Genomic DNA, 25,532 nt, shown 5'->3' with positions numbered 1-25,532 from the left:
ACGCCACCGATGGCTCCGACAGCGAGCCACGGTGAAGTTCACGTTCTTGCCGACTAGGAGACTTCGATGAGACTGTTCCCCTGCATTGCCGCCGCCGCGGCCGCCAGCACCCTGATGCTCTCTTCTGTGACCGCCCTGGCCCAGACGGTACGCATCGGCTTCATCGCACCGTTGACCGGTGGATCAAGCGACTTCGGCATCAGCGCGCGCTACGGCGCAGAGCTCGCGATCAACGAGATCAACGAGGTCGGCGGCTTCATGGGACGCAAGTTCGAGCTGGTGGTCCGCGACGACAAGGCAGACCCGGCAACCGGCTTCGCGGCCTCGCAGGATCTGGTGCTCAAGGAGAAGGTCCACTTCACCATCGGCTTCTGCAACACCGGCGTGGCCATGAAGTCGCTGGAAGTGTTCCAGAAGAACGCCCACGTGCTGATGGTCCCCTGCTCCCAGGGCACGGCGCTGACCAAGACCTACCCGGCACAAAGCAGCTACATCTTCCGCGTGGCCCCCCGGACCTCGCCAACTCGAAGTTCCTGGTCTCCGAGATGGCCGACCGCCGCAAGTTCACCCGCATCGCCATCTTTGCCGACAACACCGGCTACGGCGAAGGCGGCCTGAAGGACCTGACCGCCGAGCTGGCCAAACGCAAGCTGGAGCCGGTCTACGTGGCGCGCTTTCCGCTCGGCGTCAAGAGCCTGACCGAAGAGATGCGTGCCGCCAAGGCCGCCGGCGCAGATGCGATCGTGTCGTACACCGTCGGGCCCGAGCAGGCCGTTGCGGTCAAGAGCCGGCTCGAAGCCGGCATGAACACGCCCTACTTCGCCCCGTGGCCGCTGTCGTTCCGCAGCGTGCTCGAGAACGCAGGGCCCAGCGCGCTGGAAGGCACGATGATGGTCCAGACCATCGTCCACAACGTGCTCAACGAGCGGCGTGCATCCTTCTTCGCGCGCTACTACAAGCACAGCAACGAGCGCCGGATCGGCTCGCTCATGGCCGCCGCGCAGAGCTACGACGCCGTCAACCTGATGTTGCGTGCACTCTTCGTCACCAAGGGCGACACCGACAGTGCCGCGATCAAGGCGGCGCTGGAGAACCTGGGCCGCCCGTACCAGGGCGTCGTGACGACGTACCACAACCCCTTCTCGAACGACGATCACGAAGCGTTCACCGAGAACATGCTGTTCCTCGGCGTCTGGCGCAAGGGCCAGATCGAGTACTACTACAGCGAAGACGCCAAGCGGGCCGGCTACATCCGACGCAAGATCGATTGAGCACTGGCGCCGTCAGCAAAGCTGCGGACGGCCTTCGGTGGCTATCGCGGATGCGCGCTTCAAGGCCTGCGCGAAGAATGCCGCGGACGGCATCGCGTCGCATGCCGTGACGGGGACGAACATGAGAAGACATTGCGTACGAGTGCTCGTCGCGGACGGGCATCCCGTGGTGCGCGACGGCATCACGGCCTACCTCTCGGCCACCGGTGTGGTGGAGGTTGTCGGAGAAGCCACCGACGCACACGAGCTGCCACTGCTCACCACCTGCCTGCGCCCCGATGTCGTGCTGATCGACCTGCAGCTGCGGGGCGCAGGGATCGATTCGGTCAGCAACCTTTTGCAGGCGAATCCAACCCTCGGGGTCGTCATGTACAGCGCCTTCGCCGACATGGAGCTGGTCCACCGCGCCATGCGGGCGGGCGTGCGCGGCTTCGTTCTGAAGGCCGAGGCCCCCTGCGTGTTGACGCACGCCATCGAGCGGGTGGCCTGCGGAGAGCACTACCTGAGCGAGTCGATGCGCGCGAAGTCAGGGCGCAAGACCACGCCCAGGCCCACCTTGTCGTACCGCGAGAGCCAGCTCCTGAGCCAGCTTGCGAAAGGCAAGTCGGGAAAGGAGATCGCCGAAGAGATGGGCATCCGCATCCGCACCATCGAAACCCACCAGCGCAACCTGCGGCGCAAGCTGCGAATCGCAAGCCAGACGCTCTTGATCCGGCACGCCGTCGAGAACTGCCACCAGCTCGCCCTGCGAAGCCCGGAAGCAGAAGTGCAGGACGCACCTTGAGCCGCGGCGCGGCGCACGGCGCCGGGCAAAAAAAACGCGGGTCCCGTGGGAACCCGCGCGAACCGTCCTCGCAGCACTTCCTGGTCTAGTTCACTGCAGGACTGGAGACCCGCGAAGTCATTCGGGCCTGAGGACCACTGCGCCATCAGCGACAGGCGCATTGTTCCGAGGTCCGCTGTCGCGCGCCACGGTGCCACCGCCTACCGACCGTCGGTAGGACCACGCAAGGGGGTTCGTAGGGGTTGCGCCGGTCGAACGGGCGAGCGCGGCGTCACGAGGGGTAGAGATACACCCCGCCGCAGACAACGGTGTCGAGCCACTTCTCGCAGTACATGCGCTTGGGCTCGATCTTGCCGGTACGGGGATGCGTGTACTTGTATTCCTGCCAGAACTTCTCTTTGGCACTGGCCATCTTCAGGCGCTCTTCGATGAAGGGCTTGCCGTCGATGTCTCGCAGGTCGTAGAGGTTCTTGCCCACCATGTTGGCGTTGGCCCCGTGGGCGCGGACCACGCCGTCCATGCCCCACACCGTGATGTACAGGTCGCCGACGACGAAGCCGCCACGCTTGTCGGTGATGGCGGCGTAGGCCTTGTCCTTGCCTTCCTTGCGGATCATCTCCACCGCCCGCTTCACCATCGCCTGGGCCTCCTTCGGCGTGGCGCGGCGTTCGGTCGCCCCGGCGGGGCCGGCGATCACGCCCGCGCAGGCGACGAGCAGAACTTTCAAGGCTGTGTGGCGATGCATGCGGTGCGGCAACATGGACTGGGCCTGGCGTTCGACGCAGCCCGGGCGAGAACCCGGCTGATGCATTCCATATCGGCCAGGCGCCGATCGACTTGAATCCAGCCCGACCGCAGCGGGTGAAATTGCCGCGAATCCACACCGCCGCCTCAAGCTTGCGGCCACCCGACCGACATCCAAACTGACGGACCACGGTGCGCCGCGTGTCTGCCGAAATGTGGAGTGAAGATGTTCGGTTGGATCAAAGGCGCATCGTTCAAGCTCAAGGTGGCCCTGGCGCCTTTGTGCGCCATCGCCTGCCTGGTGGCGGTGGGCTTCATCGGCTATGCGGCCAACAACAGCCTCAGCAGCTCCCTGGTGGGGCTGGGCGAGGTGCGTGTGCCGCGCATCATCCGCGCCGCCGAACTCGACCAGCAACTGCGCTCCATCCACATCCTCGTCAACCAGAGCCTCGCCTGGGAAGGAGCGGGGTTCAAGGCGGTCAACATCGAAGAACTCGACAACCGCATCGGCCGCCACATGCTCGACTACCAGCAAGCGATCCAGGAAGCGCTCAAGGACCGCACACTCGACGCGGCCGAACGCGCGCAACTGGAGATCATGTCCCGCGAGTTCGCCATCTACCGGCGCAGCGCGACCGACGCGCTGGAAATCAAGACCGGGATGCTGGGCAACGCCGTCTTCTACATGACCATCATCGAGGGCACGTACAAGCGCCTCCATGCGGCGGTCGACGGGTTGATCGCCCACGAGCGTGCCCTGTCATCGCAAGCCGTGACCGATGCACGCGCGCTCGCCTCGCGCAACCTGCTGACCATCAGCCTGAGCCTCGGGCTCGCGCTGGCCACTGCCGTCGCCACGGCATGGTTGATGGCCAGTGCCATGCATGCCGACTTCAGACAGAAGAACCAGGCGCTGAAGCAGGCCTACCAGGCCATCGAGGAAGCGAGCCTGACCGACCCCTTGACCGGCCTTCGCAATCGCCGCTTCCTGGAGCAGCAGCTCGATGCCGACATCAGCCTGTGCCTGCGCCGCCATCACGCGTGGCAAAAGAGCGCAGACCAGCCGATGCCACCGGACGCCGACCTGGTGTTCTTCATGGTCGACATCGACCACTTCAAGCACCTGAACGACACCTACGGTCATGCGGCCGGAGACGCCGTGCTCACCGAGATGAAAGTCAGGCTGAGCGAGATCTTCCGGGAGTCCGACTACCTCGTGCGCTGGGGCGGAGAGGAGTTCCTGGTGGTCGCCCGGGGCACCAGTCGAAATGAGGCCGACGGCATCGCAGAGCGCATCCGCTGCTCGGTCGCTGACCAGCCTTTCACGTTGGCCCCGGGGCTCACGGTCCACAAGACCTGCTCCGTCGGCTATGCCAGCATGCCCTTCCTGCCGCACCATCCCGACGCCCTCGACTGGCACAAGATCGTGGAGATCGCCGACCAGGCGCTCTACATGGCCAAGCGCGACGGGCGCAACGGCTGGGTGGGGCTCTCGGCCAAGTCCGACACGCGATTCGACGACGTGCTGCGATGGTTGACGAGCGACCCCAAGCTCGCCGCGATGAACGCCGGCATGAGTGTGTCGCGCGGGGCCCGGGCCGAGGACGCCGCAGTCGCTACCTGAAGAGGTCGCGCAGGGTTTCGCGCACCTTGTGCACGAGCGGCGACTCGCCGCGTCGCGGCGGCAGCAGATGGAACTCGACCTCCTGGAGGGCCGGCAGGCCCGAAGAGGCGCTCAGGCGGACCATGCCCGGCCCGACGCTCGATTCGTTCAGGCAAGCCACGCCCAGACCCGCCGAGATGGCCAGGTGGAGGCCGGCCACGCCCGATGCGGAGTGGGCCAGTCGGTACGGCACCCGGTGACGCTCCAGCGTGCGGACGGTGAAGGCCTGCAGCGCACAACCAGCCGGCAGCGCCAGCACCGGCAGCGGCCGCTCGCGGCCGGCATCGCGGTCGGCGCCGACCCACACCAGGCGCTCGCGACGCAGCAAGGTTTCGGCACTGTCGGTCGCGATGCGCGAGCCCGCCAGCCGCATCGACAGGCCGATGTCGAACTCGGCGCTCGGCTCGCTGGCATCGATCCACGCGCTCTTGGCGACCATCACATTGAGCCGCAAGCTGGGGTAATCGCGGCGAAGCCGCTGAAGCAGCTGGGTGATCGAGGCGGGCCGGAAATAGTCGGTCACGGCGAGGCACACCTCTCCTGCCAGAGGTTCCTCGGTCAGGTCTCGAACCGCAGCCTCGCTCAGCGCAAGAAGGTCTCTCGCGTGGCGCAAGAGCCGGCGTCCCTGAGCGGTCGGCATCGCGCCGGTCTTGCCGCGGGTCAGCAGAGACAGGCCGAGGCGCTGCTCCAGCTTGGCCACCTGCTCACTGACCGCCGACGTCGACAGGCACAGATGTGGCGATGCTGCAGAGAGGCTTCCGTAGTCGCAGATCGCGACGAAGGTTCTCAATTGATCGATGTCGAGTCCACGCATGGTTTGATCATCCTGCAGCGCCGGAAGATGTCAACGGATTTTTCTGCTTTTCCGGATCGCTCGCGTGACGGACTATTCACCTCATTGTTGTTGTCAGGAGATGAACATGCCGCTCGTCACCGTCACCATGCTTCGCGGCAAGGACTCAGCCTTCAAGACGTCGGTGCTGGGCGCCGTGCACGATGCGCTCGTGTCGTCTGGGGTTCCCGAGACCGATCGGTTCCACCGCATTCTCGAACTCAGCCCGGAGGACTTCAGGTTCGATCCGAGCTACCCCGATCTGACGACACCTCGCGGGGACGATTTCATCCTGATCGAGGTGCTGCTCGGGGTGGGGCGAAGCATCAAGGTCAAACGCAAGATCGTCTCCGACATCATCGAATCGCTCAAACACGATCCCGGCCTCGACACGGAGCGGGTGATGATCTATTTCAAGGAGACCCAGTGGGAAAACTGGGCCTTCGGCGGCGGGCGATTCCTTCACGTCTGACACCGCCGACACAAACGGTTCAACCGTTGTGTCAATGACGAAACCCCGTGCGTGTTGCTGCGCACGCGGGCTTCGGTTATCGCTCAGGGAGATTCCAAAAAATGGGGGCGAGACTTCAGGTGACCTGAAGTCTCGATTTCCCACGTCCTTCTTCTATTCGTCATGGCCACATCCACGTCCGCCTTCATGGCGCAGTGTCGCGAGCGCCTGATCGGAAAGATCGAATTGCACCGGATGATGTGGTGCTTCGGCGACCACAAAGCGTGTTCGGTCGATCTCGTGGCGGGCAGCATCCGCTTCGAGTTCGCGAGCGGTCAGGTGGTGACCGCGCAGATGCAGGTCATCGGCACCTACGACACGACCGCCGGCACGTTCCGCTGGGGATGGGCTGACCCGGGTGTCTCGGAGGCGCTGCGCAAACACGCGCAGATCGCGCACGCGTGGGGTCGCGCACACAACCAGCCCTTGTTCACCGAAAACGCCGTCGCCTGCACACAGGAAGACGCCTTGAGTTTCCTCGCCGTGGCGCGACAAGTGTGTGGCGCGGAGTGCGCCTTCTCTGCGCCTGTGATGGGCTCGCTCGTCTTCGTCACCTTCGGTGAAGTCGAGATCGATCTGCGCGCAATTCTGTAGTGCTGCTGTGTTTGTCTGCGTGGTATTGCGCACGGGTAAGCATGCTGCGCGATGCACACCTCGATTCCTAGAATTCTTCGCGCGGCTGGAGTTCACCTCCGCATCAAAAACATCCCCAAGGAGCTCATACATGGAACGTCGTTCCTTCATTCGACAGACCGGCATCGCTGGTGTGCTCGCAGCAGGCGTGGCACCTGCAGTGGTCCAGGCCCAGGCGAATGTCCGCTGGCGCCTCGCCTCCAGTTTTCCGAAGTCGCTGGACACCATCTACGGCGGCGCCGAAGTGTTCGCGAAGAAGGTCAGCGAGATGACCGGAGGAAAGTTCCAGATCTCCACGCACCCCGGTGGCGAGCTGATGCCCGCGCTCAACGTCGTCGACGGCGTGCAGGCGGCCACGGTCGAGATGGCCCACACCGCGGGCTACTACTTCTTCGGCAAGGACGAGACCTTCGCCATTGGCGGTGCCATTCCCTTCGGCCTGAACTCGCGCCAGATGAGCGCCTGGGTCTACGAAGGCAACGGCCTGAAACTGATGCGCGACTTCTACCGCAACTACAACATCGTCAACCTGCCCGGCGGCAACACAGGCGCTCAGATGGGCGGCTGGTACCGCAAGGAGATCAAGTCGGTCGCCGACATGAAGGGCCTGAAGTTCCGCGTCGGCGGCTTCGCCGGCCGCATCATCGAGCGCGTGGGTGGCGTGCCGCAGAATCTGCCGGGCGGCGACATCTACCCCTCTCTCGAAAAAGGCACGATCGACGCCGCCGAGTGGATCGGCCCCTACGACGACCAGAAGCTCGGCTTCAACAAGGTCGCGCCGCACTACTACTACCCCGGCTGGTGGGAAGGCGGCCTGCACGTCGAGTTCTACATCAACTCCAAGGCCTACGACGGGCTTTCGGCCGAGTACAAGGCGGTGCTCGAAGCCGCGTCGTCCCACGCGCACGTGGACATGCAGGCCAAGTACGACGTCCGCAACCCGCAGGCCCTGCGCCAACTCGTGAGCGCAGGCACCAAGCTGCACCGCTTCCCGAAAGACGTGCTGGAGACCTGCTTCAAGGCCTCGATGGAGTACTACGCCGAGCTGTCGAGCAAGAACCCGCAGTGGAAGAAGGTCTACGAAGACTACGCGCGCTTCCGCTCCGAGCAGGTGCTGTGGTTCCGCTTCGCCGAAGCGGGCTTCGACGACTTCATGCAGGCGCAGAGGTTCTGACGCCGGCGTGTCCGCAACGAAAAGGCCCCGCATCGCGGGGCCTTTTCCATAGTGGTTGGGGTCAGGCCTTGGCCGCGTAAAAGCGCAGCAGTCGCTCGGCCACGGCATCGGCTTCCTCGACCGGCAGCCAGTGGCCCGACTCCGGGAAGTGCTCCACCGACGCGGCACCGAAGCTGTCGGCGAAGCGCACTGCGATGTACGGGTCGTGCTGGGCCCACAGCACGAGCGAGCGTTTCATCGTCAGCACGATGCGAAGCGCATCTTCCCAGCCGACGAAGTTCTCGGGGTCGGTCGCGCGGTACCAGCGCAGCATCTGCCGCTTGACCGAGGGCGTGATCAGCGCAAAGGTCCGGTGGATGTGCTCGCGGCTCAGCTTGCGCGAGGCCCGTCGCAGCTCGCGGGTGAAGCCGCTGCGGCTGGTCAGGGCCTGCACCAGCTCGCCGATGACCGGCATGCGCCACAGGCGCCCGAAGAGGTGCCAGCGGTACTCCGACGAAAACACCGTGTTCATGATCACCACACTGCGCACCTTGTGTGGATAGCGAACTGCCCATGCCAGACCGAACGGCCCACCGATGTCGTGCACCACGAGGTGCAGCGGCTCGGCGATGCCCACGGCATTCACCAGCTTGTCGACCCACGAGGCCATGCCCTCGAGCGAATAGTCGAAATCTGCCGGCGCGGTGGACCTGCCGAAGCCCGGCAGGTCGGGTGCGACGCACCGGAAGTGAGGGCTGAGTGCGGGAATGATCCCGCTCCAGACATCCGACGAATCGGGGTTGCCGTGCAGGAAAAGGATCGGCGAACCCTGCCCTGAATCGACGAGGTGAATGTTCGTGGTGCCGACGGTGAGTGTCATGTGGAGCTCCGGTTTGGGGCGTGCGGTGATGGCGTCATTGTGAAAAGCGAGGTGCATGGTCACAATGGCAGAAACTGTCGATTTACTCTTGATACTGGCCATCCTGAGTGGCTTCAAGCACACATCCTTTCAGACTCGGCCTGGTGATCTTTCCAGGGTGCATGCCCGCCGGTCTCTTTGCGGCGGGCGACATGGCCCGCGCCTGCAACCAGCGTGCGGGCCGACTGAGCCTGGAGGTGAGCTGGATCGGCGTCAACACAAAACCCGTGGCGACGCACCACGGCCCGCCCCTGCGGGCGGAATCAGCCTTCGCCGAGAGCGCCTGCGATGCCTACCTGCTGCCAGGGCTGTGGCTCGCCTCCACGCACGAACTCGAGCGCTCCCTCACGGCGCAGGGCAGACTGCTCGACGCCTTGCGCGCGCTGCCACCCCGCACACAGCTGTGGAGCTATTGCGCGGGCGTGGCGCTCGCCGCCGCAGCCGGCCGGCTCGACGGTCGCTCCGCCACCGCGACCTGGTGGTTGCGCCCTGCCCTCGCCGCCCGCTTCAGGCGCGTCCAATGGCGCAGCTCACCCGAGCTCGTGGTTGACCGGCAGGCCATCACCGCCTCCGGGCCGAGCGGCTACCTGCCATTGATGCTCGACCGGCTGGCTCAGCACTTCGCCGACGACGTGCTGCTCGACGTGCAGGAGCTGCTGATGCTGCCGAACCCTCGACAGCGGCACCCGTCATTCGAAGCGGTCGAGATGATCCGCCTGGAGGACCCGGCCATGCGGTCGCTGCTGGCCTGGGCGCAACACACACCCGCCGAAGAGCCACGCTCGTGGCCGCGGCCCGGCAGCAGAACGTCTCCGTGCGCACGCTCGCCCGGCGGGTCGACAAAGTCTTCGGCATGGGCGCCGGCGAATGGCTTCGGCTGGCCAAGCTCAGCCAGGCGGCGGAGGCCCTGCGCAGCACGCGGGCGCCCATCAAGGCCGTCAGCGACACACTGGGGTTCGGAAGCGAGGCGAGCCTGTATCGCGCGTTCCGGCAGGCCACGGGAATGACCCCGACCGCCTACCGCCAGGCCTTCGGCTCCGCGGCACGCGGCAGCATCAAGGCCGTCGAATAAACGTGGATGGCCGCCACCCACTGCGTTGGGTTCGTGGTCGCACGTAGCCGTAAAACCCGTGGTGGCAACGTCTCGCTTCAGGTCTCATCGAGACTCGCCGGGGCTGATGTCTTTCGATCGGCCTGGTGCTCTTTGGAGTCAGCTTGAATCACCTTGAATCCGTCGCACCAGGAGCTTGATCGACTCTATTCGAAGGCTGGCGTCGGCGTCTTTCTTCCGGAGGCCGTGATCGTGGAAACCAGCGACAGAAGACTGGTGCCGGCGATGTGCTACGTGCCGCCCTTCCGGAAGTGGGAAGCACCCGACCTTGCGTATGTGGAGCAGATTCTCGAAGCGGGCCGAGGGCACGGCTTCCCATCCTGGTATTTGAGTCATCTCAGGACGTTTCTATCGCTTGCCGACCTCCATCAACAGATTGGCTAGTCCGATGGAGACCACAGCCTCCGTTTGCGCAGCAAAACGGGCATGACCTCGCATGTCTTACCACCTCACCATTCTCCGCAGCACGGCAGGCACGCAAACGTTGATTCCAATCGACGAGGTCAAGACCGCTGCCGAAGCGCTTGGCTGGACCATGACCGGCGAGCCGCCGATGCTCTGGAAGGAAAGCGACGATCTTCAGCCTGTACTACTTCACTACACGGATGGAGAACTCTGGACGGATGACCCGCAACCCCAGGCTATCGAGCAGATGCTTCATCTGGCCGATGCGCTCGACGCGCGTGTCAGAGGCGACGACTTCGAGACCTACCGAACCGCAGTCGAGACATACGACCACCCGGATGACCGACTTCTCGGTGATCTGGCCGAAACAAGGTCGCAAGAGCTACTGAAGGCGGACCTGCGCTTTGAGAAGATGTTCCGGAATGGCGTGGTGACGTTCGTCGTCGTCCTGGCAATCGCTGCCTACTTCATCGGAAAACACTTCGAGAAGTGACACCCGCAGCTTCATTCGCGAGGACCCGCTCCGGGCTTGCGAGCCTGATCTCTCCGGTCGGCGCAAGCGGCACGATCTCCATTGCACACACTTGATACCTCCATGCCCCCTACCTCACGACCTCGGGTCGTCTCCATCGCGGTCTGGCTGTACGGAAGCGTCCTCATCCCTTCGACCGTGGTCGAACTGCTCGATGGCGTCTATGCCGAACTGCCGCAACCGTTCAAGTGGTTCTTGCTGGGCACGCTGTGCATCTCCGTCGCCGTCGAAGCCCTGCTGCTCTGGTGCGCAGCAAAGGGGTCCAACTGGGCCCGTTTCGCCCTGGCCCTGGTCGCCCTGCTCATTGCGGCGACGTACTGGGCATTGGGTGACAGTGCGCTCGACTTCAGCACCTACACCATCCAGGACTACCTGTACCTGCTGGGCTCAGCCGTTCAGCTTGCCTGTGTTGCGCTGCTCTTCGGCAAGGCAGCAGCGCCTTGGTTCGCACCACCCGCTGCGAGAATCGCCGCCTGACCGATCCATCGCGATGATTGCGGACCCACGCGCGGTCTGAACCCCTCACGCAAAACCCTCCATGACGCTTACTCCACAGGTCGCCGACTTCGCAAAACGCAGCATCCTGTGCTGGCTCGCCACGGTCGACGAAGCGGGCCAGCCCAACGTGTCGCCCAAGGAGATCTTCGCGGTCTTCGACCCGCAGCACCTCGTCATCGCGAACATCGCTTCGCCCACGAGCGTGCGCAACCTCGCGGCCAACCGCCACGTGTGCGTGAGCTTCGTCGACGTCTTCGTCCAGAAGGGGTTCAAGGTCGTCGGCACCGCGCGAAACGTCCGGCCGCATGAACCGGATTTCAGCCAATGGGCTGCGCCGCTGCAAGCAATGGCCGGCCCGAGGTTTTCGATTCACTCGGTGATCGTCGTGTCGGCAGAGGGCGTGGAGCCGATCCTCGCACCAAGCTACCGCCTCTACCCGGACGACACCACCGAGGCCTCTCAGGTGGCAGCCGCCATGCAGGCCTACGGCGTGCAGAAGCGCACAAGCGCCTGAGCACTGTGCGCCGGCCGCTTCAGGCCAGCGCCTTGCTCACCACATCCATCAGCTGCTGGTACTGGTAGGGCTTGGCCAGGTAGGCGTCGCAGCCCGCCGCAAGGATGCGCTCGGCGTCGCCCTTCATGGCCAGCGCCGTGAGCGCCACCACCTTGATGTGCGACGTGCTCGGGTTCGACTTCAGGCGGCGGGTGACCTCCAGCCCGTCGAGCCCGGGCATCTGCACGTCCATCAGCACCAGGTCGGGCTGCTTCTCGTGCGCGAGCTGCAGGCCCACTTCGCCGTTTTCGGCGGCGAGCGTGGCATGCCCGGCCTTGTGCAGCACCAGTTGCGCGAGCTTGAGGTTCTGCGGGTTGTCTTCGACGACGAGGATGTTGGCCATGGTGCGAGCCTGCCTTTCACAACGGTGCGGGCCGGGTGGACAAGCGGCCCAGCGTGAAGAAGAAGGTGGCGCCGCGGCCGGGTGCCGACTCCACCCACAGCCGCCCGCCGTGCTTTTCGATCACACGTTGCACGATGGCCAGGCCGACGCCGTTGCCCTGGAAGTGTGCGTCGGAGTGAAAGCGCTGGAACGGTCGGAAGAGCCGGTCGCCAGCCGCATGCACATCGAAGCCGGCGCCGTTGTCGCGCACGTAGTAGACCGGCCCGTCGTCGTCCTCACGGCTGCCGAAGTCGATGAAGGGCCGCGGCACGCCGGCGCTGTATTTCCATGCGTTCGACAGCAGGTTCGACAAAGCCACGCGCAGCAGCCGCTGGTCACCCATCGCCTGCAGGCCATGCTGCACCTGCCACGAGGCGCGCGACTGCGGGCGCAGGGCCTCGATTTCGGTCATCAGCGATTGCGCCAGGTGCGAGAGGTCGACCGGCTGGACCTCCATCTCGGTGCGGCTCATGTTGCCCAGCAGCAGCATGTCGTCGATGAGGCTGTTCATGCGGTGAGCGGCGCTCTGGATGTAGCCCACGTACTCGCGCACCTTGTCGCTCAGCTCGCCGGCGTGGCCCATCTGCATCAGGTCGGCAAAGCCTGCGATCTGCCCGAGCGGTGTGCGCAGGTCATGCGAGACCGAATAGCTGAAGCCTTCCATCTCGGCATGCACGGTGCGCAGCTCGCGGTAGGCTTTTTCGATGGCCTGTGCATGCTGCAGCGCATCGACCCGCAACCGGTGCATGCGGATGAAGATCGCCGCCTTGGCCCGCAGGATCTCCGGCACGATGGGCGACAGGATGTAGTCGACCGCACCCAGCCGGTAGCCGCGGTACGTGTCCTGCTCGTGCACGTAGACCGCCGACACGAAGACGATCGGCGCATCGAGGCCCGGGCACTTGTCGCGGATGGACTGCGCCACCTGGAACCCATCCATGCCCGACAGGTGCACGTCGAGCAGGATCATCGCGTACGGATGCTCGACGCAGCGCGCGAGCGCCTCTTCCCCGGAGCTGGCCATGGTCAGCTGCGCCCCCAGGTCGCTCAGCGTCGCCTGGTAGAGACGGCGGTTGGCCGGGTTGTCGTCGACGATGAGGATGGCGGGGTCGGCGTGCATGCAGCTCCTGTCGCAAAGGTCGGTCAATGCCAGTTCGTGTGCTGCCGCCCGGCCAGCGCACGCTTGACTTCGGCCACGAGGCCGATGGAATTGAAATGCGTCTTCTCCATCACCTGCTGCACCTTGCCGCTGAGCAGCGCGCGGTCCTCGCGCGTGAGCAGCTTGGCGGTGAGCACGATGACCGGGATGCCCGCGGTCTCGGGGTTGTTGCGCAGGCCCTGCACCACGTCGAAGCCCGACACCTGCGGCATCATCAGATCGAGCACGACAAGCGCCGGCGCCTCGGCGCGCACGATGTCGAGCGCCTCCTGGCCGCCGTAGGCGCCGATGGGTGAATAGCCTGCCACCTGCAGATGCTTGCTGACGAGCGACACCGCCTTCGGGTCGTCATCGACCACCAGCACGCGTGCCCCGCTGTGCGGCTCGTCGAGCCCGGCCGCAGCCAGTGCGGCCAGCAGGTCGCCTTGCGTCACCGGCTTCACCAGCACCTGTGCCGCGCCGAGCGCGAAGCCGCGCTGGGCCTCGTCGGTGATCGAGACGATGACGACCGGGATGTTGCGGGTCTCGGGCTGGTCTTTCAGCTTCGCGAGCATGTCCCAGCCGTCCATGCCGGGGAGGATGATGTCGAGCACCACCGCGGTCGGGTGCAGCTCGTGGGCACGACGCAGCCCGTCCTCGGCATTGGCGGCGAACTCGACCCGGTAGCCGTTGCCTTCGAGCTGCAGCCGCATCAGGCTGGCGGCGCGCGGGTCGTCTTCGACCACGAGCACCAGCGGCTTGGCATCGGGCAGTCGGGTGGGGCCGGCGCGGCCGTTGCCTTTCGCTGGCGAGGCAGCCCCGTCGGTAGAGGCCGCGGTCGCTTCACCGGCCACCCCTTCGGCCTGCGTGTCGGGCTCGCGCCAGGGCAGCCACACGGCAAAGGTCGAGCCCTTGCCCTCGACGCTGCGCACCATCAGGCCGCCGCCGTGCAGCTCGGCCAGGCGGCGGACCATGGTGAGCCCGAGCCCGGTGCCGGCGTACTGGCGCGACAACGAGGAGTCGATCTGCACGAAGGCCTGGAAAAGATGCTGCAGGTCAGCCGGCGCGATGCCGATGCCGGAGTCGGTGATGCGCAGTTCGAGGTAGTGGCCCCAGTGCGCATCGGTCGGCGCGAACACGCGCGTGCCCGGCTCGCTGACCACGCCGTGCACACGCTCGGCAGGCACGCGCTCCATCGCAAGCGTCACGGCGCCGCCCTCGGGGGTGAACTTGAGCGCGTTGGCGACGAGGTTGTAGACGATCTGCTTGGCCTTGCGCATGTCCAGGCACAGGCGGCCGATGCCGGGCGGACACTGCACCGTGAAGCGCACCCGCGCGGTGGCGGCGCGTTCGCGCAGCACCGACATCGTGCTCGCAGCCAGCAATTCGGGGTCAGCCTCTTCCAGCTCCAGCATCACCTGGCCCGACTCGACCTTCGACAGGTCGAGGATGTCGTTGATGAGGGACAGCAGGTGCTTGCCGCTGCCGTGGATGTCTTCCACGTACTCCTGCTGTTCCTTGCCGAGCGGCCCGGTGAGGCCGTCTTTCATGATCTCCGAGAAGCCGATGATCGCGTTGAGCGGTGTGCGCAACTCGTGCGACATGTTCGCGAGGAACTCGCTCTTCATGCGGTTGGCGCGCTCCAGCTCGGCGTTCTTGCGCTGGATGTCTTCGCCGCGGCTGCGCAGCTGTTCGGTGAGCAGGCTCATCTCTTCCAGGTGGCTCAGGTTGTTGAGCGCCACCGCGAGCTGCGCACACATGCGCTCAACGAACTCGCGGTCGCGTTCGCCGAGCGTCCGCCCCGTGCCGAGCACCAGCACCCCCAAGAGGCGCGACTGATACTGCACCGGGCACATCAGCACCGCGGCCGGCGGCACGGTGGCAAGCCCCGTCTCGATGTTCATCGCGCCCTCGCGGTCCAGCCCTTCGAGGTAGAGGCTGCGGCCCTCGCGGGCGGCCGTGCCGAGCGGGCCTTCGTCGAGCCGCACCATGCGCTTGATGTCAGCGGGCGTCGCACGCGAAGCGTCGAGCCGCAGGCCGCCGGCCCATTCGTCGTAGGCGTAGAAAGCGCCGACCGGAAAGAGCGGGTTCTCGCCGAGCAGGGCCAGCGTGCCGTCCAGCACACGGCCGCGGTCGTTCTCGGCGTTGTAGAGGATGAGGGCGCGGGCGTGCACGGCGTCGAAGGCGCGTTCCTCGGCCACCCGCACCTCGGCCGCGCCCCGCGCCTTGAGGTCGCGCGACATGCGCCAGAAGGTGCCCGGCAGCAGCACCAGCAGCAGCGCGACGAAGCTGCCGAAGACGATCACGGTGCTGCGCGTGCGCGCCTTCTGCACGGCTTCGCGTTCGGTGAGCAGGCGGTCTTCTTCGGCCACCAGCGCGTCGATGTGCGGCCGCAGGTTGGCCAGCGCCTGCGAGCCGATCTCGATGCGCTGCTCGGCGGAATAGGGGGTGCCGCTCTGCAGCAGACCATCGCTCACGCGGTAGACGGACACCCGCGTCGCCAGGTCGCGCCGCAGGTCGGACACACGCGCGGTCTGCTCCGGGTTGTCGGTGGTGAGGCGCGACAACTCGAGCAGGCCCTTTTCGAGCGCCTCGAGTGCCACGTCGCGCTCGCTTCGGTAGGTCGTGATGCGTGTGACCAGGTAGGCCCGCTGGCCGGCCTCGGCCCGGTACAGGCTCGACTCCAGGTCGCGGATCACCGCCTTCACCTCGTGGGTGTGGGCCACGTAGCGGGCGGCTTCGACCGTCTGACGCGCGTAGTCCCACGCGAAATACGCCAGCGCCGCCACCGCAGCCGCCGCCACCAGCATGCCGAACAGGGTCGCTCGCTGCACCAGGGTTTGTGTCATGCCGTCTCCTGGGGCGCGAACGTACGCCGGGTCACAGCCGCACACAACTGACACATGTGTCAGGCCCCGCGGCCGACAGGCCCATCGGCCACATGGACATTCACTCTGCCTACGATGCGCACTTTCATGGGCATGTCATCGCGCGGCCCTAAGGTGCGGCGGCTTCCATCACCACGAGGAGAAGACCGATGCAATTCCTGAACAAGCTGCCGATGACGCTGGCCCTGGTGGCCGCCTGCGCCGGCTGTGCCATGCCGGCGATGGCCGAGCCGCACGGCCGCCGCGGCGGCGAAGCCAAGCCGCTGGTGATCGGCCACCGCGGCGGGGCGAACGGCTACCTGCCGGAGCACACGCTCGAAGCCTATGCGCTGGGCATCGAGCTTCCGGCGCCGACTATGTCGAGCCCGACCTCGTGGCCACCAAGGACGGCCACCTCATCGCCCGCCACGAACCCAACCTCATCGCCACCACCAATGTGGCCAGCCTGCCGCAATTCACGAATCGCAAGCGCCGCGCCGTCGTCGACGGCATCGAGGAAGAGGGCTACTTCGCCAGCGACTTCACGCTGGCCGAGATCAAGCAGCTGCGCGCGGTGCAGTCGTTCGCCGACCGCGACCAGGGCTTCAACGGCAAATTCGAGATCCCCACGCTGGCCGAGGTGATCGAACTCGTGAAGCGCAAATCGCGCGAGCACGACCGCCGCATCGGCATCTACCCCGAAACCAAGCACCCGACCTACCACCAGAAGCTCGGCCTCGCGCTCGAAGACCGCCTGCTGGCCGTGCTCGAGCGCGCCGGCTGGAACCACCGCAGTGCGCCGGTGTTCATCCAGTCCTTCGAGCAGGCCAACCTGAAGTACCTGCGCTCGCGCACCAGCGTGCGCCTGGTGCAACTGGTCGATGCCAACGACGTCAATGCCGACGGCTCGCTCGACTTCACGCCGCCGTACGACCGCCCGTACGACTGGGCGGTGGCCGGCCGCGCCGGACTCTTCCGCGACCTCCTCACGCCGCAAGGCCTGGCCGAGGTGCGCAGCTATGCCGATGGCATCGGCCCGTGGAAAACCTACCTCATCAGCAGCGCGTGCATCACGGTTCGCAACGGCGCCTGCGCCGACGCGAACGGCGACGGCCTCGTCGACGAACGCGACCGCCGCCTGCTGCCCGCCACCGACATCGTGGCCAATGCGCACAAGCTCGGCCTGGTGGTGCACCCCTACACCTTCCGCAATGAGCCCAAGCGCCTGGCAAGCAACTACCAGGGCAACCCGGCCAACGAGTACCTGGCGTTCTACGAGCTGGGCGTCGACGGGCTCTTCAGCGACTTCGCCGACACCGCGTACGCGGCGCGTGCGATGTACCTCTTGAAAACCGACCCTGACTACGCCCGTTGCCTGGTGAACGAGCGCCGCTGCGGGCGCGATTGAAGGCGTGGGCGGCACGCGCCTTGCCGGTCAAGCGCATGAACACACCCTTGCCGCCCCCTGCCCCCCCGCCGCCCCCGAGGCCCACCTCGGCCCCGAAAGCTGCCGACGTGACCCGGGAATCCGTTGCCGGAGAAGAAGACCCGGGTGCCGCGCTCGAATCGCTGGTCGACCCGAAGGTCGACGCGCCCATCAGCGAACCAGTGCCGCCACCACCATCAAAAGGCTGATGAGCACCGGCTGGTGGACCATGTAGAAGCTGAGCGACCAGCGCCCGAGCACTGCCAGCGGCGAGAGCCGCTGCGGCAGCGGCCCCGCGAGCCACGGGCGGCGCTGCTGCAGCACCCACTGCCCGGCGGCAATGCCCCACCACATCACGCCGATCCACGGCAGCAGCGGGGCATAGTCTTCGGTGATGGGCTTGCGCGTGACGAGGCCCACCCAGTTGGTGAGGCGGGTGTCGAAGAACGGGTCTTGCACCAGCTGCGGCAGCAGCACCGCCACCAGGCCCATCGGCCACAGCCAGAGCTTCGCGCCCGCGGTGAGGCGGCCGATGATGAGCATGACCGCGAACGCATGCAGCACGCCGAAGCTGATGTAGCTGCGCGGGAACATCAGGTACGAGCCCGCGGTGACCAGCAGCGCGCAAGCGGCCACCTGCGCCCAGCGCCGCCAGAAGCGCGGCCAGCTCTGGCCCTGCTCCCACGCGATGGCCTGGCCCAGCCCCGAGACAAAGACGAACAGCGTCACGATCACCGTGCGTTGCACCGTCCAGAACGGGTCGCGGTAGAAGTTCTCGTGGATGAACTTGAAGTAGTTCAGGTCGAAGCAGAAGTGGAAGACCGCCATCCACAGGATGGCGACGGCGCGCAGCGCGTCGAGCCGGTCGAAACGGCCCGAGGGTGCGGCGCCCGGCGGCATCACTTCAGGCCGACCTGCGGCCCGGCGAGCGGCTTGCCCGCCGCCAGCACGCGGTCGAGGTGCCCGGCGAACTGCCGCGCGTCCTGGTAGCCGATCACGCGCGAGCCCGGCAGCTCGTTGCCGGCCGGGGCGAAGAAGATCAGCGCCGGCGGCCCGAAGAGCGTGTAGCGCTTGAGGAGCGCACGGTCGTCGTCGTTGTTGGCGGTGACATCGGCTCGCAGGAGCGTCATGCCGGCCATCTTGTTCGCCACCACGGCATCGGTGAAGGTGAACTTCTCCAGCTCCTTGCAGGCCACGCACCAGTCGGCGTAGAAGTCGAGCATCACCGGCCGGGTGGAGGCCCGCACGGCGGCGTCGAGTTCGGCCAGGCTTCGCACCGTCTGGAAATGCAGCTCCGGCCCGGCCGGCTGAGCACCCCGCCCGAGGTGCGCCAGCGGGCGGGTCAACTCACGCCCACCCGTGGCCGCACCCACCACCTGCACCGCCGCCAGCAGCCCGAGCACGAGGCCTGCGCCCTTGGAGACTCGCCGCAGCGCCGAGGCCGGCTTCGGCAAGCGACTGAAGGCGCCCAGGCAGGCTGCCGCCACCACCAGCACCGCCGCGGTCAGCAGCATCGCGGCCCAGGTCGGCAGCACCGGCGCCACCATCCACACCGCCACCGCCAGCAGCATCACGCCGAAGACGAGCTTCACGTAGCGCATCCACTCGCCGGCCTTGGGCAGCAAGGCCCCCGCTGACAGGCCCACCAGCAGCAGCGGCACGCTCATGCCGACCGCCATCGAGAAAAGGGCCGTGCCGCCCAGCACCACGTCGCCGGTCTGGCTGATGTAGACGAGCGCACCGGCCAGCGGCGCGGCCACGCAGGGGCCGACGATGAGCGCCGACAGCCCGCCCATCACGAAGACGCTCACGAACTGGCCGCCCTTGAAGCGCTGCGAGAACTGGTTGAGCCGGTTCTGCAGCGCGAGCGGCATCTGCAGCTCGTAGAAGCCGAACATGGAAAGCGACAGCACCGCCAGCAGCAGCGCGAAGCCGCCGAGCACCCAGACGTTCTGCAGTGCCTGGCCCAGGCCTTCGCCGGCCAGGGCCGAGGCCACGCCGAAGAGCGTGTAGACGAGCGCCATGCCCAGCGAATAGGCGACGGCGAGCGAGAAGCCGCGAGCCTTGGAGACCGGCTGCCCCTGCCCCACGATGATCGAGGAGAGGATCGGCAGCATCGGCAGCACGCAGGGCGTGAACGACAGGCCCAGGCCGAGCAGGAAGAAGAGCCCGACCACGAGCGCGGTGCTGCCCGACTGCAGCGCGCGGCCCACCGGCTCGGTGGGTTCGGCCGTGGCCGCCGCTGGGGCCGCGACCTCGGGCAACACGCCTTGGGGCTGCGGGGTGATGGGCGTGGTGATGGGCTTGGTGCCGGTCAGGGCGGCCGAAACAGCGCTCGTGCCGGCCGCGCCGGGCGTCCAGGCCGCCGCCTCGGCTTCGTTGAGGTAGGTGAAACGCGGCGCCCCTCCGGGCCCCTGGCCCGGCTCGACCTTGAAGCCACGCTTCTGCGGCGAATAGCACAGGCCCTTGTCGGCACAGCCCTGGTTGGTGATGCTCAGCTTGAAGGGGGTGGCCGGCATCTGCGCCAGCGCCACGGTCATGGTCACGCTGTCGCGGTAGGTTTCGACGTCTTTCTGGAAGGTCTCGTCGTACTTGATCTTGCCGGCCGGGATGCGCAGCTCGGTGATCTGGATGCCCGCCGGCTCGGCCGTGGCCCCCAGGCGCTCGCGGTAGAGGTAGTAGCCGGGGGCGACGTCGACGCGCACCTCGATGTGGGTGGCATCCAGCGCGCGGGCCGACAGGCGGAAGGCCACCTCGGGGTCGAGGAACTCGTCAGCGGCAAGCGCCGGTGTCGCCAGCCCCGCCGCCGCCAGCACCAGCCCCGCCAGCGCCCCGGCGCTGCGCAGTGCGCTCTTGAAATGTGCCCAGGTACTCATGCTCGCATTCTCCGACAGCGCGGCGGGCAAAGCGTTCCCAGGCGAAACAGGGCCAGGGGGTGTTTTTCGCGGCTTTTTGCGCCAGTTCAGGGCGGAACGCTTCATGCATACCGATGGCACGTCGCAGCAAGACAGGAGCGCGGAGATGTTGGACGTCACCCAAACCCAGTTTTCACACGTGAAACCGGGAGACACCGAATGGCGGGGCGAGGGGCTCCGCGATTTCTTCCTCTACCGCGACCTTGGCGTGGCCGAAGCCACGCACGGCAAGGTCATCGCCCACCTGGTGAAGGCCAACATGGCACCCGAAAAGGGCACCGGCTGGCACCGGCATGAAGCGGAGTTCCAGATCGTCATCATGATCAAGGGCTGGGCGCGCTTCATGTACGGCGACCAGGAAACGCTCGTCTCGGCCGGCGACTGCGTGCACCAGCGGCCGGGCATCGTGCACTACCTCTTCGACTACTCGCCGGACATGGAGTACCTGGAGATCGTGAGCCCGGCGGACTTCAAGACGGTCGATGTCGACGGCCCCTGCGAGGTGCCGCCCTTCACACCTTGGGCCTGAAGCTGAGCAAGACCGGCCTCACCCTGTGCGTGCTCTGCTCGCTGGGGCTGGCAGCTGCCAAGGCCCGGCCTTCGCAGCCTCCGGCTTCGCCGCGCTTCAGAAGTCCATGTCCAGTTCTTCGATGTCGTCCGGTTCAGCCCGCGCGGCGGCCACCCATTCCTTCATCTCTGGCATGGCCATGATGGTCTGGCAGTACTGGGCGCAGGACTTCGGCAGCTTCACGTCGTAGGTGAGGAACCGGGTGCACACCGGCGCATACATCGCGTCGGCCATCGAGCGCTGCTTGCCGAAGAGGAACGGCCCGCCGTAGGTGGCCAGGCACTCGGTCCAGATCTCGATGATGCGGTCGATGTCGGGCTGCGCGCCGGCCCAGATCTTGTAGCCCGGGTGGTGGGCCTTGAGGTTCATCGGCAGCGACGAGCGCAGGTTCGCAAAACCGGAGTTCATCTCGCCGCTCACCGAGCGGCAATGGGCGCGGGCGATGCGGTCGTCGGGCATCAGGCCGGCATCGGGCTTGATCTCGTCGAGGTACTGCGCGATGGCCAGCGTGTTCCACACCTTCGCGCCATCGTGCGTGAGGCAGGGCACGCGGATCGACGGCGCCAACAGCAGCAGCTCCTTGCGGGCGTCGGCATCGTCGGGCGGGACCATCACCTCTTCGAAGTCGATCCCGGCGAACTTGGCGAGCAGCCAGCCGCGCAGCGACCACGACGAATAGTTCTTGCTCGACAGGCTCAGCGTCGCGCTGGGCTTCTTCGCCGCCTTGGGCGCGGTGGAGGGTTTGCCTGCCGGCTTGCCGGCGGTCTTCTTCGGGGCGGCCTTGGTGGCGACTGGGGGCATGAAGCGTGTCTCCCGTTGGCTGTGGTCTGCGGCTCGTCCTGCAAGGCATGTGCCACAGGCATACCCCAACGCGGTGCCCGTCGGGGCGATTTCGCTGGCGCGCAAGTTGCAGATGCTCGTGCACATCGAACAGCGCGAGAGGAGACCGTCCATGTACGAGGCCTACCAAGCCCACGCCGACTTGATGTGGCCGCTGCGCGCCTTCGCCAAGAGCACCCTGCCCTGGCTGCGCGACAAGACGCTCGGCTGGGACGAGGTGGAGTCCAACCGCAAGTTCGCCGCCATGCTCGAAGTGATCAGGCTCGGCGAGATCACCCACCAGCGGCCGCCCTTCGACATCGACAGCGTCACCTACAAGGGCCAGGCCGTCGACGTGACCGAGGAAGCCACGCACGTCACCCCCTTCGGCACGCTGCTGCACTTCAAGAAAGATCTGCCTGCCGGAACACCGGCGCAACCGCGTGTGCTGATCGTGGCGCCGATGTCGGGCCACTTCGCCACCCTGCTGCGCGACACGGTCGAGACCATGCTGCCCGACCACGACGTCTACATCACCGACTGGCACAACGCGCGCGACGTGCCGCTGATCAAAGGCCGCTTCGGCCTCGACGAATACACCGAGCACCTGATGGAGTTCCTGCGTGTGCTCGGGCCCGGCGCACACCTGATGGCGATCTGCCAGCCCTGCGTGTCGGCCTTGAGCGCCGTCGCCTTGATGTCGGAAGACGGCGACCCGGCCACCCCCGCGAGTCTCACGCTGATGGCAGGCCCGATCGACTGCCGCATCAGCCCGACCGAGGTGAACAAGCTCGCGATGACCAAGGGCATCGAGTGGTTCGAGCAGAACCTGGTGAGCCGCGTGCCGTGGCGCTTCAAGGGCGGCGGCCGGCGTGTCTATCCGGGCTTCATGCAGCTCACGGCGTTCATGGCGATGAACAAGGAGCGGCACATGGAAGCCTTCAAGGAGTACTACGCCAACCTCGCGCATCCCGAGCCGGATGAAGAGAAGATCCAGAAGGCCGAGCACACCCGCAAGTTCTACGAGGAGTACTTCGCGGTGGCCGACCTGCCCGCCGAGTTCTACCTGGAGACGGTGAGCCTGGTGTTCCAGGAGTACGCGCTGCCGCAGGGGCAGCTCAAGTTCCGCGGCCGCACCATCAACCCGTCGGCCATTCGCCGCACCGCGCTGCTCACGGTGGAGGGCGAGCGCGACGACATCTGTGCGACCGGGCAGACGCTCGCCGCGCAGGACCTCTGCACCAACCTTCGGCCGTACATGCGCACGCACTACGTGCAGGCGGGGGTCGGCCACTACGGTGTGTTCAGTGGCCGACGCTGGAGAAGCCAGATCTATCCCGTGGTGCGGGATGTGATCCACATCTCGCAGTGATGACAGCCCCTCGCCCGACGGATACGTCAGGCGATCCCCCGAGGGGATGCGGGCCGACTTGCGAGCGGCCCGGCCCTCGGCCCGCTGTGCTTATTTCTTGCGGAGCTTGGCCAGCTCGGCCTGCGTCTCGTTCCACAGATCCTGCCCGACATTGGCCGCGATCGAGTTGTTGATCGCACCCAGCTTCTCGCGCATGCGCGCAGCTTCCGCGGGCGGCAGCTCGTTGATCTGCATGCCCTTGGCCTTGAGGTCGGCCAGCGCCTTGGCCGCTTCGTCGCGGGTGTCCTTGCGCTCGAAGTCGCGGCTCTTCACGGCGGCGTCTTGCAGCACCTTCTTCTCGGCGGGCGAGAGCTGGTCCCAGAACTTCTTGCTCACCGTCACGATCCACGGGCTGTAGACGTGGTTGGTGACCGTCAGGTACTTCTGCACCTCGTAGAACTTGCTGGAGAGGATGGTGTTGTACGGGTTCTCCTGACCGTCGACCGCCTTGGTCTCCAGCGCCGAGAAGAGCTCGCTGAAGGGCAGCGGGATGGCGTTGGCGCCGAGCGTCTTGAAGCTGTCGAGGAAGACAGTGTTCTGCATCACGCGCAGCTTGATGCCGTCGAGGTCTTCGAGCTTGGCGACGGCTCGCTTGTTGTTGGTCAGGTTGCGAAAGCCGTTTTCCCAGTACACGAGGCCAACCAGCCCCTTCTCTTCCAGCTTGGCGCGCACCTTGTTGCCGACCGGGCCGTCGAGCACCGTGTCGGCTTCCTGCGCGTTGTTGAAGAGGAAGGGCGTGTCCCACAGCGCCATCTCCTTCGTGATGCCCACGAGCGTGGCGGTCGAGCCGACCATCATCTCCTGCGCACCGCCGATCAGCGCCTGCTGCATCTGCACGTCGGTGCCGAGGCTTGCGGCGCCGAACGCCCGCACCTTCATCTTGCCGCCCGAGAGCTTGTCAACCTCGTCGATGAAGACCTTGGTGGCACGGCCCTGGTTCGACTGTTCGTTCAGGCCGTAGCCGAAGCGGATGAGGCGGGGCTTGATGTCCTGTGCGAAGGCAGGGGCGACGGATGCGGCGACCAGCGCGGCAGCGGTGGCGAGCAGGGTGCGGCGGACGAATTTCATGGTTTGTCTCCTGTGGGCATGACGAGAGCGATGGCAGTCACCGCATCCACTTGACGGGCGCGGTGACGATCTGGGGAAACACGACGAAAAGCGTGAGGATGGCGAGGTAGACGGCGAGGAAGGGGTTCACGCCCTTGATGACCTCGTCGAGCCTCAGCCGGCCCACGCCCGCCACCACGTTGAGCACCGTGCCCACCGGCGGCGTGATGAGGCCGATGGCGCCGTTGAGCACGAACATCAGGCCGAAGTACACCGGGTCGATGCCGGCCTTGGCGGCGATCGGCAGCATGACCGGCGCCATGATGAGGATGGTGGGGGTGAGGTCGAGCGCGGTGCCCACCAGCACCAGCACGATCATCATCACGGCCATCAAGATCCGCGGGTGCTCGACCAGGGGCCCGAGCCAGCCGGTGAGCGTGGCGGGCAGGTCGGCCAGCGTGACCATGTAGCTCGTGACCTGTGCGCCCGCGCACAGGAACATCACCACCGCCGTCGTCTTGGCCGCACGCACCAGCACCTCGTGGAACTGCGGGAGCGTCAGCTCGCGGTGCACGAAGAAGGCGATGCACAGCGCATAGAACGCCGCCACCACCGCCGCCTCGGTCGGCGTGAACCAGCCGAACTTCATGCCGCCGATGATGATGAAGGGCATCAGCAAGGCCCAGAACGCCTTCACCGTGATCTTCAGGCGATCGACCATCGGCACCGGCGGGTTCTCGACCAGCGTCATGCCGCGCACCTGCAGCTTCCAGGCGATGACGAGGCCCGCGCCCATGATCAACCCGGGCACGATGCCCGACAGGAAGAGCGAGGAGATGGAGGTGTTGGTCGTCACGCCATAGATCACGAACGGCATCGACGGCGGAATGATGGGCGCGATGATGCCGCCCGCGGCGATGAGCCCGGCCGACGTGGCCATCGGGTAGCCGTGGGCCCGCATCATCGGCAAGAGGATGGTCGCGAGCGCCGCGGTGTCGGCGAGTGCCGAGCCGCTCATGCTGGCCATCAGCAGGGCCGCACCGATCGTCACGAAGCCGAGGCCGCCGCGGATGTGGCCGACCCAGGCCTGCGCCATCTCGATGATGCGCCGGCTGATGCCGCCGGCGTTCATCAGCTCGCCGGCGAGGATGAAGAACGGCACCGCGAGCAGCGGGAAGCTGTCGATGCCGGCCACGAGGTTCTGCGCGAAAAGCTGGGTGTCCCAGAAGCCGAGCACCCACGCCATCGAGGCGCCGGTGAGCACGAGCGCAAAGGCCATGGGCACGCCGATGCCCATGAAGCCGAGCATCGCGACGATGAAGACGATGACGACGAGGCCCTGGTTCATGT

General features: G+C 66.3%; 24 protein-coding genes and 1 pseudogene. 14 read left to right on the top strand and 11 right to left on the bottom strand.

Annotated elements, in window-relative coordinates:
* Positions 1-66 precede the first annotated feature (66 nt).
* The 3 genes from LRS03_RS02220 to LRS03_RS02210 all read left to right on the top strand — a co-directional run bounded on the left by LRS03_RS02220 (position 67) and on the right by LRS03_RS02210 (position 2,055).
* The gene (locus tag LRS03_RS02220; RefSeq protein WP_257823659.1) at positions 67-618 is read left to right on the top strand and encodes an ABC transporter substrate-binding protein; all 552 of its coding nucleotides are present in this window, start codon (positions 67-69) and stop codon (positions 616-618) included.
* Positions 546-1,271: an ABC transporter substrate-binding protein gene (locus LRS03_RS02215; protein ID WP_257823658.1), complete on the top strand. Its 726-nt coding sequence runs from the start codon at positions 546-548 to the stop codon at positions 1,269-1,271. The genes LRS03_RS02220 and LRS03_RS02215 overlap by 73 nt, the downstream gene beginning before the upstream one ends.
* A 142-nt stretch (positions 1,272-1,413) precedes the next feature.
* Complete coding sequence (locus LRS03_RS02210) at positions 1,414-2,055, top strand: response regulator transcription factor (protein ID WP_257823657.1); 642 nt, start codon at positions 1,414-1,416, stop codon at positions 2,053-2,055.
* 271 nt (positions 2,056-2,326) lie between these two features.
* Here LRS03_RS02210 and LRS03_RS02205 read toward each other — a convergent pair whose 3' ends face one another.
* Positions 2,327-2,782 (bottom strand): cache domain-containing protein, encoded by a 456-nt coding sequence (locus LRS03_RS02205; protein WP_257823656.1) that lies wholly within the window; start codon positions 2,780-2,782, stop codon positions 2,327-2,329.
* Positions 2,783-3,025: 243 nt separating this feature from the next.
* Between LRS03_RS02205 and LRS03_RS02200 the strand changes: the two genes are divergently transcribed.
* Positions 3,026-4,423: a diguanylate cyclase gene (locus tag LRS03_RS02200; RefSeq protein ID WP_257823655.1), complete on the top strand. Its 1,398-nt coding sequence runs from the start codon at positions 3,026-3,028 to the stop codon at positions 4,421-4,423.
* Here the strand turns inward: LRS03_RS02200 and LRS03_RS02195 are convergent.
* Positions 4,416-5,276 carry a LysR family transcriptional regulator gene (locus tag LRS03_RS02195; RefSeq protein ID WP_257823654.1) on the bottom strand — a complete coding sequence of 287 codons (861 nt, stop codon included), beginning with the start codon at positions 5,274-5,276 and terminating at the stop codon, positions 4,416-4,418. The genes LRS03_RS02200 and LRS03_RS02195 overlap by 8 nt on opposite strands.
* Before the next feature lie 106 nt (positions 5,277-5,382).
* On the opposite strand from LRS03_RS02195, the gene LRS03_RS02190 reads away from it, so the two are divergent.
* The 3 genes from LRS03_RS02190 to LRS03_RS02180 all read left to right on the top strand — a co-directional run bounded on the left by LRS03_RS02190 (position 5,383) and on the right by LRS03_RS02180 (position 7,612).
* A complete protein-coding gene (locus LRS03_RS02190) occupies positions 5,383-5,766 on the top strand; it encodes a tautomerase family protein (protein WP_257823653.1) in 384 nt (127 codons plus the stop codon).
* A 186-nt stretch (positions 5,767-5,952) separates the two neighbouring features.
* Positions 5,953-6,399: a DUF6882 domain-containing protein gene (locus LRS03_RS02185; RefSeq protein WP_257823652.1), complete on the top strand. Its 447-nt coding sequence runs from the start codon at positions 5,953-5,955 to the stop codon at positions 6,397-6,399.
* 130 nt (positions 6,400-6,529) lie between these two features.
* A complete protein-coding gene (locus tag LRS03_RS02180) occupies positions 6,530-7,612 on the top strand; it encodes a TRAP transporter substrate-binding protein (protein WP_257823651.1) in 1,083 nt (360 codons plus the stop codon).
* 61 nt (positions 7,613-7,673) lie between these two features.
* Here LRS03_RS02180 and LRS03_RS02175 read toward each other — a convergent pair whose 3' ends face one another.
* Positions 7,674-8,471 carry an alpha/beta fold hydrolase gene (locus tag LRS03_RS02175; RefSeq protein ID WP_257823650.1) on the bottom strand — a complete coding sequence of 266 codons (798 nt, stop codon included), beginning with the start codon at positions 8,469-8,471 and terminating at the stop codon, positions 7,674-7,676.
* 853 nt (positions 8,472-9,324) lie between these two features.
* Here LRS03_RS02175 and LRS03_RS02170 point away from each other — a divergent pair.
* The 4 genes from LRS03_RS02170 to LRS03_RS02155 all read left to right on the top strand — a co-directional run bounded on the left by LRS03_RS02170 (position 9,325) and on the right by LRS03_RS02155 (position 11,570).
* Positions 9,325-9,582, top strand: coding sequence for a helix-turn-helix domain-containing protein (locus tag LRS03_RS02170; protein WP_257823649.1), 258 nt, complete (start codon positions 9,325-9,327; stop codon positions 9,580-9,582).
* Positions 9,583-10,057: 475 nt separating this feature from the next.
* Positions 10,058-10,519 (top strand): hypothetical protein, encoded by a 462-nt coding sequence (locus tag LRS03_RS02165; RefSeq protein WP_257823648.1) that lies wholly within the window; start codon positions 10,058-10,060, stop codon positions 10,517-10,519.
* A 177-nt stretch (positions 10,520-10,696) separates the two neighbouring features.
* A complete protein-coding gene (locus LRS03_RS02160; protein WP_257823647.1) occupies positions 10,697-11,035 on the top strand; it encodes a hypothetical protein in 339 nt (112 codons plus the stop codon).
* A 61-nt stretch (positions 11,036-11,096) separates the two neighbouring features.
* On the top strand, positions 11,097-11,570 hold the full coding sequence (locus tag LRS03_RS02155) for a pyridoxamine 5'-phosphate oxidase family protein (protein WP_257823646.1): 474 nt from the start codon (positions 11,097-11,099) through the stop codon (positions 11,568-11,570).
* Positions 11,571-11,589: 19 nt separating this feature from the next.
* Here LRS03_RS02155 and LRS03_RS02150 read toward each other — a convergent pair whose 3' ends face one another.
* From LRS03_RS02150 to LRS03_RS02140, 3 genes are read right to left on the bottom strand one after another with little or no spacing between them, the layout of a single operon-like run.
* Positions 11,590-11,952, bottom strand: coding sequence for a response regulator (locus LRS03_RS02150; protein ID WP_257823645.1), 363 nt, complete (start codon positions 11,950-11,952; stop codon positions 11,590-11,592).
* A gap of 16 nt (positions 11,953-11,968) precedes the next feature.
* Positions 11,969-13,111: a hybrid sensor histidine kinase/response regulator gene (locus LRS03_RS02145; RefSeq protein WP_257823644.1), complete on the bottom strand. Its 1,143-nt coding sequence runs from the start codon at positions 13,109-13,111 to the stop codon at positions 11,969-11,971.
* Positions 13,112-13,134: 23 nt separating this feature from the next.
* Complete coding sequence (locus LRS03_RS02140) at positions 13,135-15,978, bottom strand: response regulator (protein WP_257823643.1); 2,844 nt, start codon at positions 15,976-15,978, stop codon at positions 13,135-13,137.
* A 188-nt stretch (positions 15,979-16,166) separates the two neighbouring features.
* Here LRS03_RS02140 and LRS03_RS02135 point away from each other — a divergent pair.
* Positions 16,167-17,404 (top strand): annotated as a pseudogene (locus LRS03_RS02135) (glycerophosphodiester phosphodiesterase).
* A 189-nt stretch (positions 17,405-17,593) separates the two neighbouring features.
* On the opposite strand, the gene LRS03_RS02130 reads toward LRS03_RS02135, so the two are convergent.
* Both LRS03_RS02130 and dsbD read right to left on the bottom strand, forming a co-directional pair.
* Positions 17,594-18,322, bottom strand: coding sequence for an acetyltransferase domain-containing protein (locus LRS03_RS02130; RefSeq protein WP_257823642.1), 729 nt, complete (start codon positions 18,320-18,322; stop codon positions 17,594-17,596).
* Positions 18,322-20,298, bottom strand: a complete 1,977-nt coding sequence (dsbD, locus tag LRS03_RS02125; RefSeq protein WP_257823641.1) for a protein-disulfide reductase DsbD — start codon at positions 20,296-20,298, stop codon at positions 18,322-18,324. The genes LRS03_RS02130 and dsbD overlap by 1 nt, the downstream gene beginning before the upstream one ends.
* A 145-nt stretch (positions 20,299-20,443) precedes the next feature.
* Here dsbD and LRS03_RS02120 point away from each other — a divergent pair, with 145 nt between their 5' ends.
* Positions 20,444-20,866, top strand: a complete 423-nt coding sequence (locus LRS03_RS02120) for a cupin domain-containing protein (RefSeq protein ID WP_257823640.1) — start codon at positions 20,444-20,446, stop codon at positions 20,864-20,866.
* A gap of 96 nt (positions 20,867-20,962) precedes the next feature.
* Here LRS03_RS02120 and LRS03_RS02115 read toward each other — a convergent pair whose 3' ends face one another.
* Positions 20,963-21,706: a glutathione S-transferase family protein gene (locus LRS03_RS02115; protein WP_257823639.1), complete on the bottom strand. Its 744-nt coding sequence runs from the start codon at positions 21,704-21,706 to the stop codon at positions 20,963-20,965.
* A gap of 151 nt (positions 21,707-21,857) precedes the next feature.
* Here LRS03_RS02115 and LRS03_RS02110 point away from each other — a divergent pair, with 151 nt between their 5' ends.
* Positions 21,858-23,096: a polyhydroxyalkanoate depolymerase gene (locus LRS03_RS02110; RefSeq protein WP_257823638.1), complete on the top strand. Its 1,239-nt coding sequence runs from the start codon at positions 21,858-21,860 to the stop codon at positions 23,094-23,096.
* A gap of 90 nt (positions 23,097-23,186) precedes the next feature.
* On the opposite strand, the gene LRS03_RS02105 is transcribed toward LRS03_RS02110, so the two are convergent.
* Complete coding sequence (locus LRS03_RS02105) at positions 23,187-24,203, bottom strand: TRAP transporter substrate-binding protein (RefSeq protein WP_257823637.1); 1,017 nt, start codon at positions 24,201-24,203, stop codon at positions 23,187-23,189.
* A gap of 37 nt (positions 24,204-24,240) precedes the next feature.
* Complete coding sequence (locus LRS03_RS02100) at positions 24,241-25,530, bottom strand: TRAP transporter large permease (RefSeq protein ID WP_257823636.1); 1,290 nt, start codon at positions 25,528-25,530, stop codon at positions 24,241-24,243.
* Between the last annotated feature and the right edge of the window lie 2 nt (positions 25,531-25,532).

The sequence above is a fragment of the Rhizobacter sp. J219 genome, from assembly GCF_024700055.1.
Lineage (GTDB): Bacteria > Pseudomonadota > Gammaproteobacteria > Burkholderiales > Burkholderiaceae_C > Rhizobacter.
This window is presented reverse-complemented; position numbering and strand designations above follow the sequence as displayed.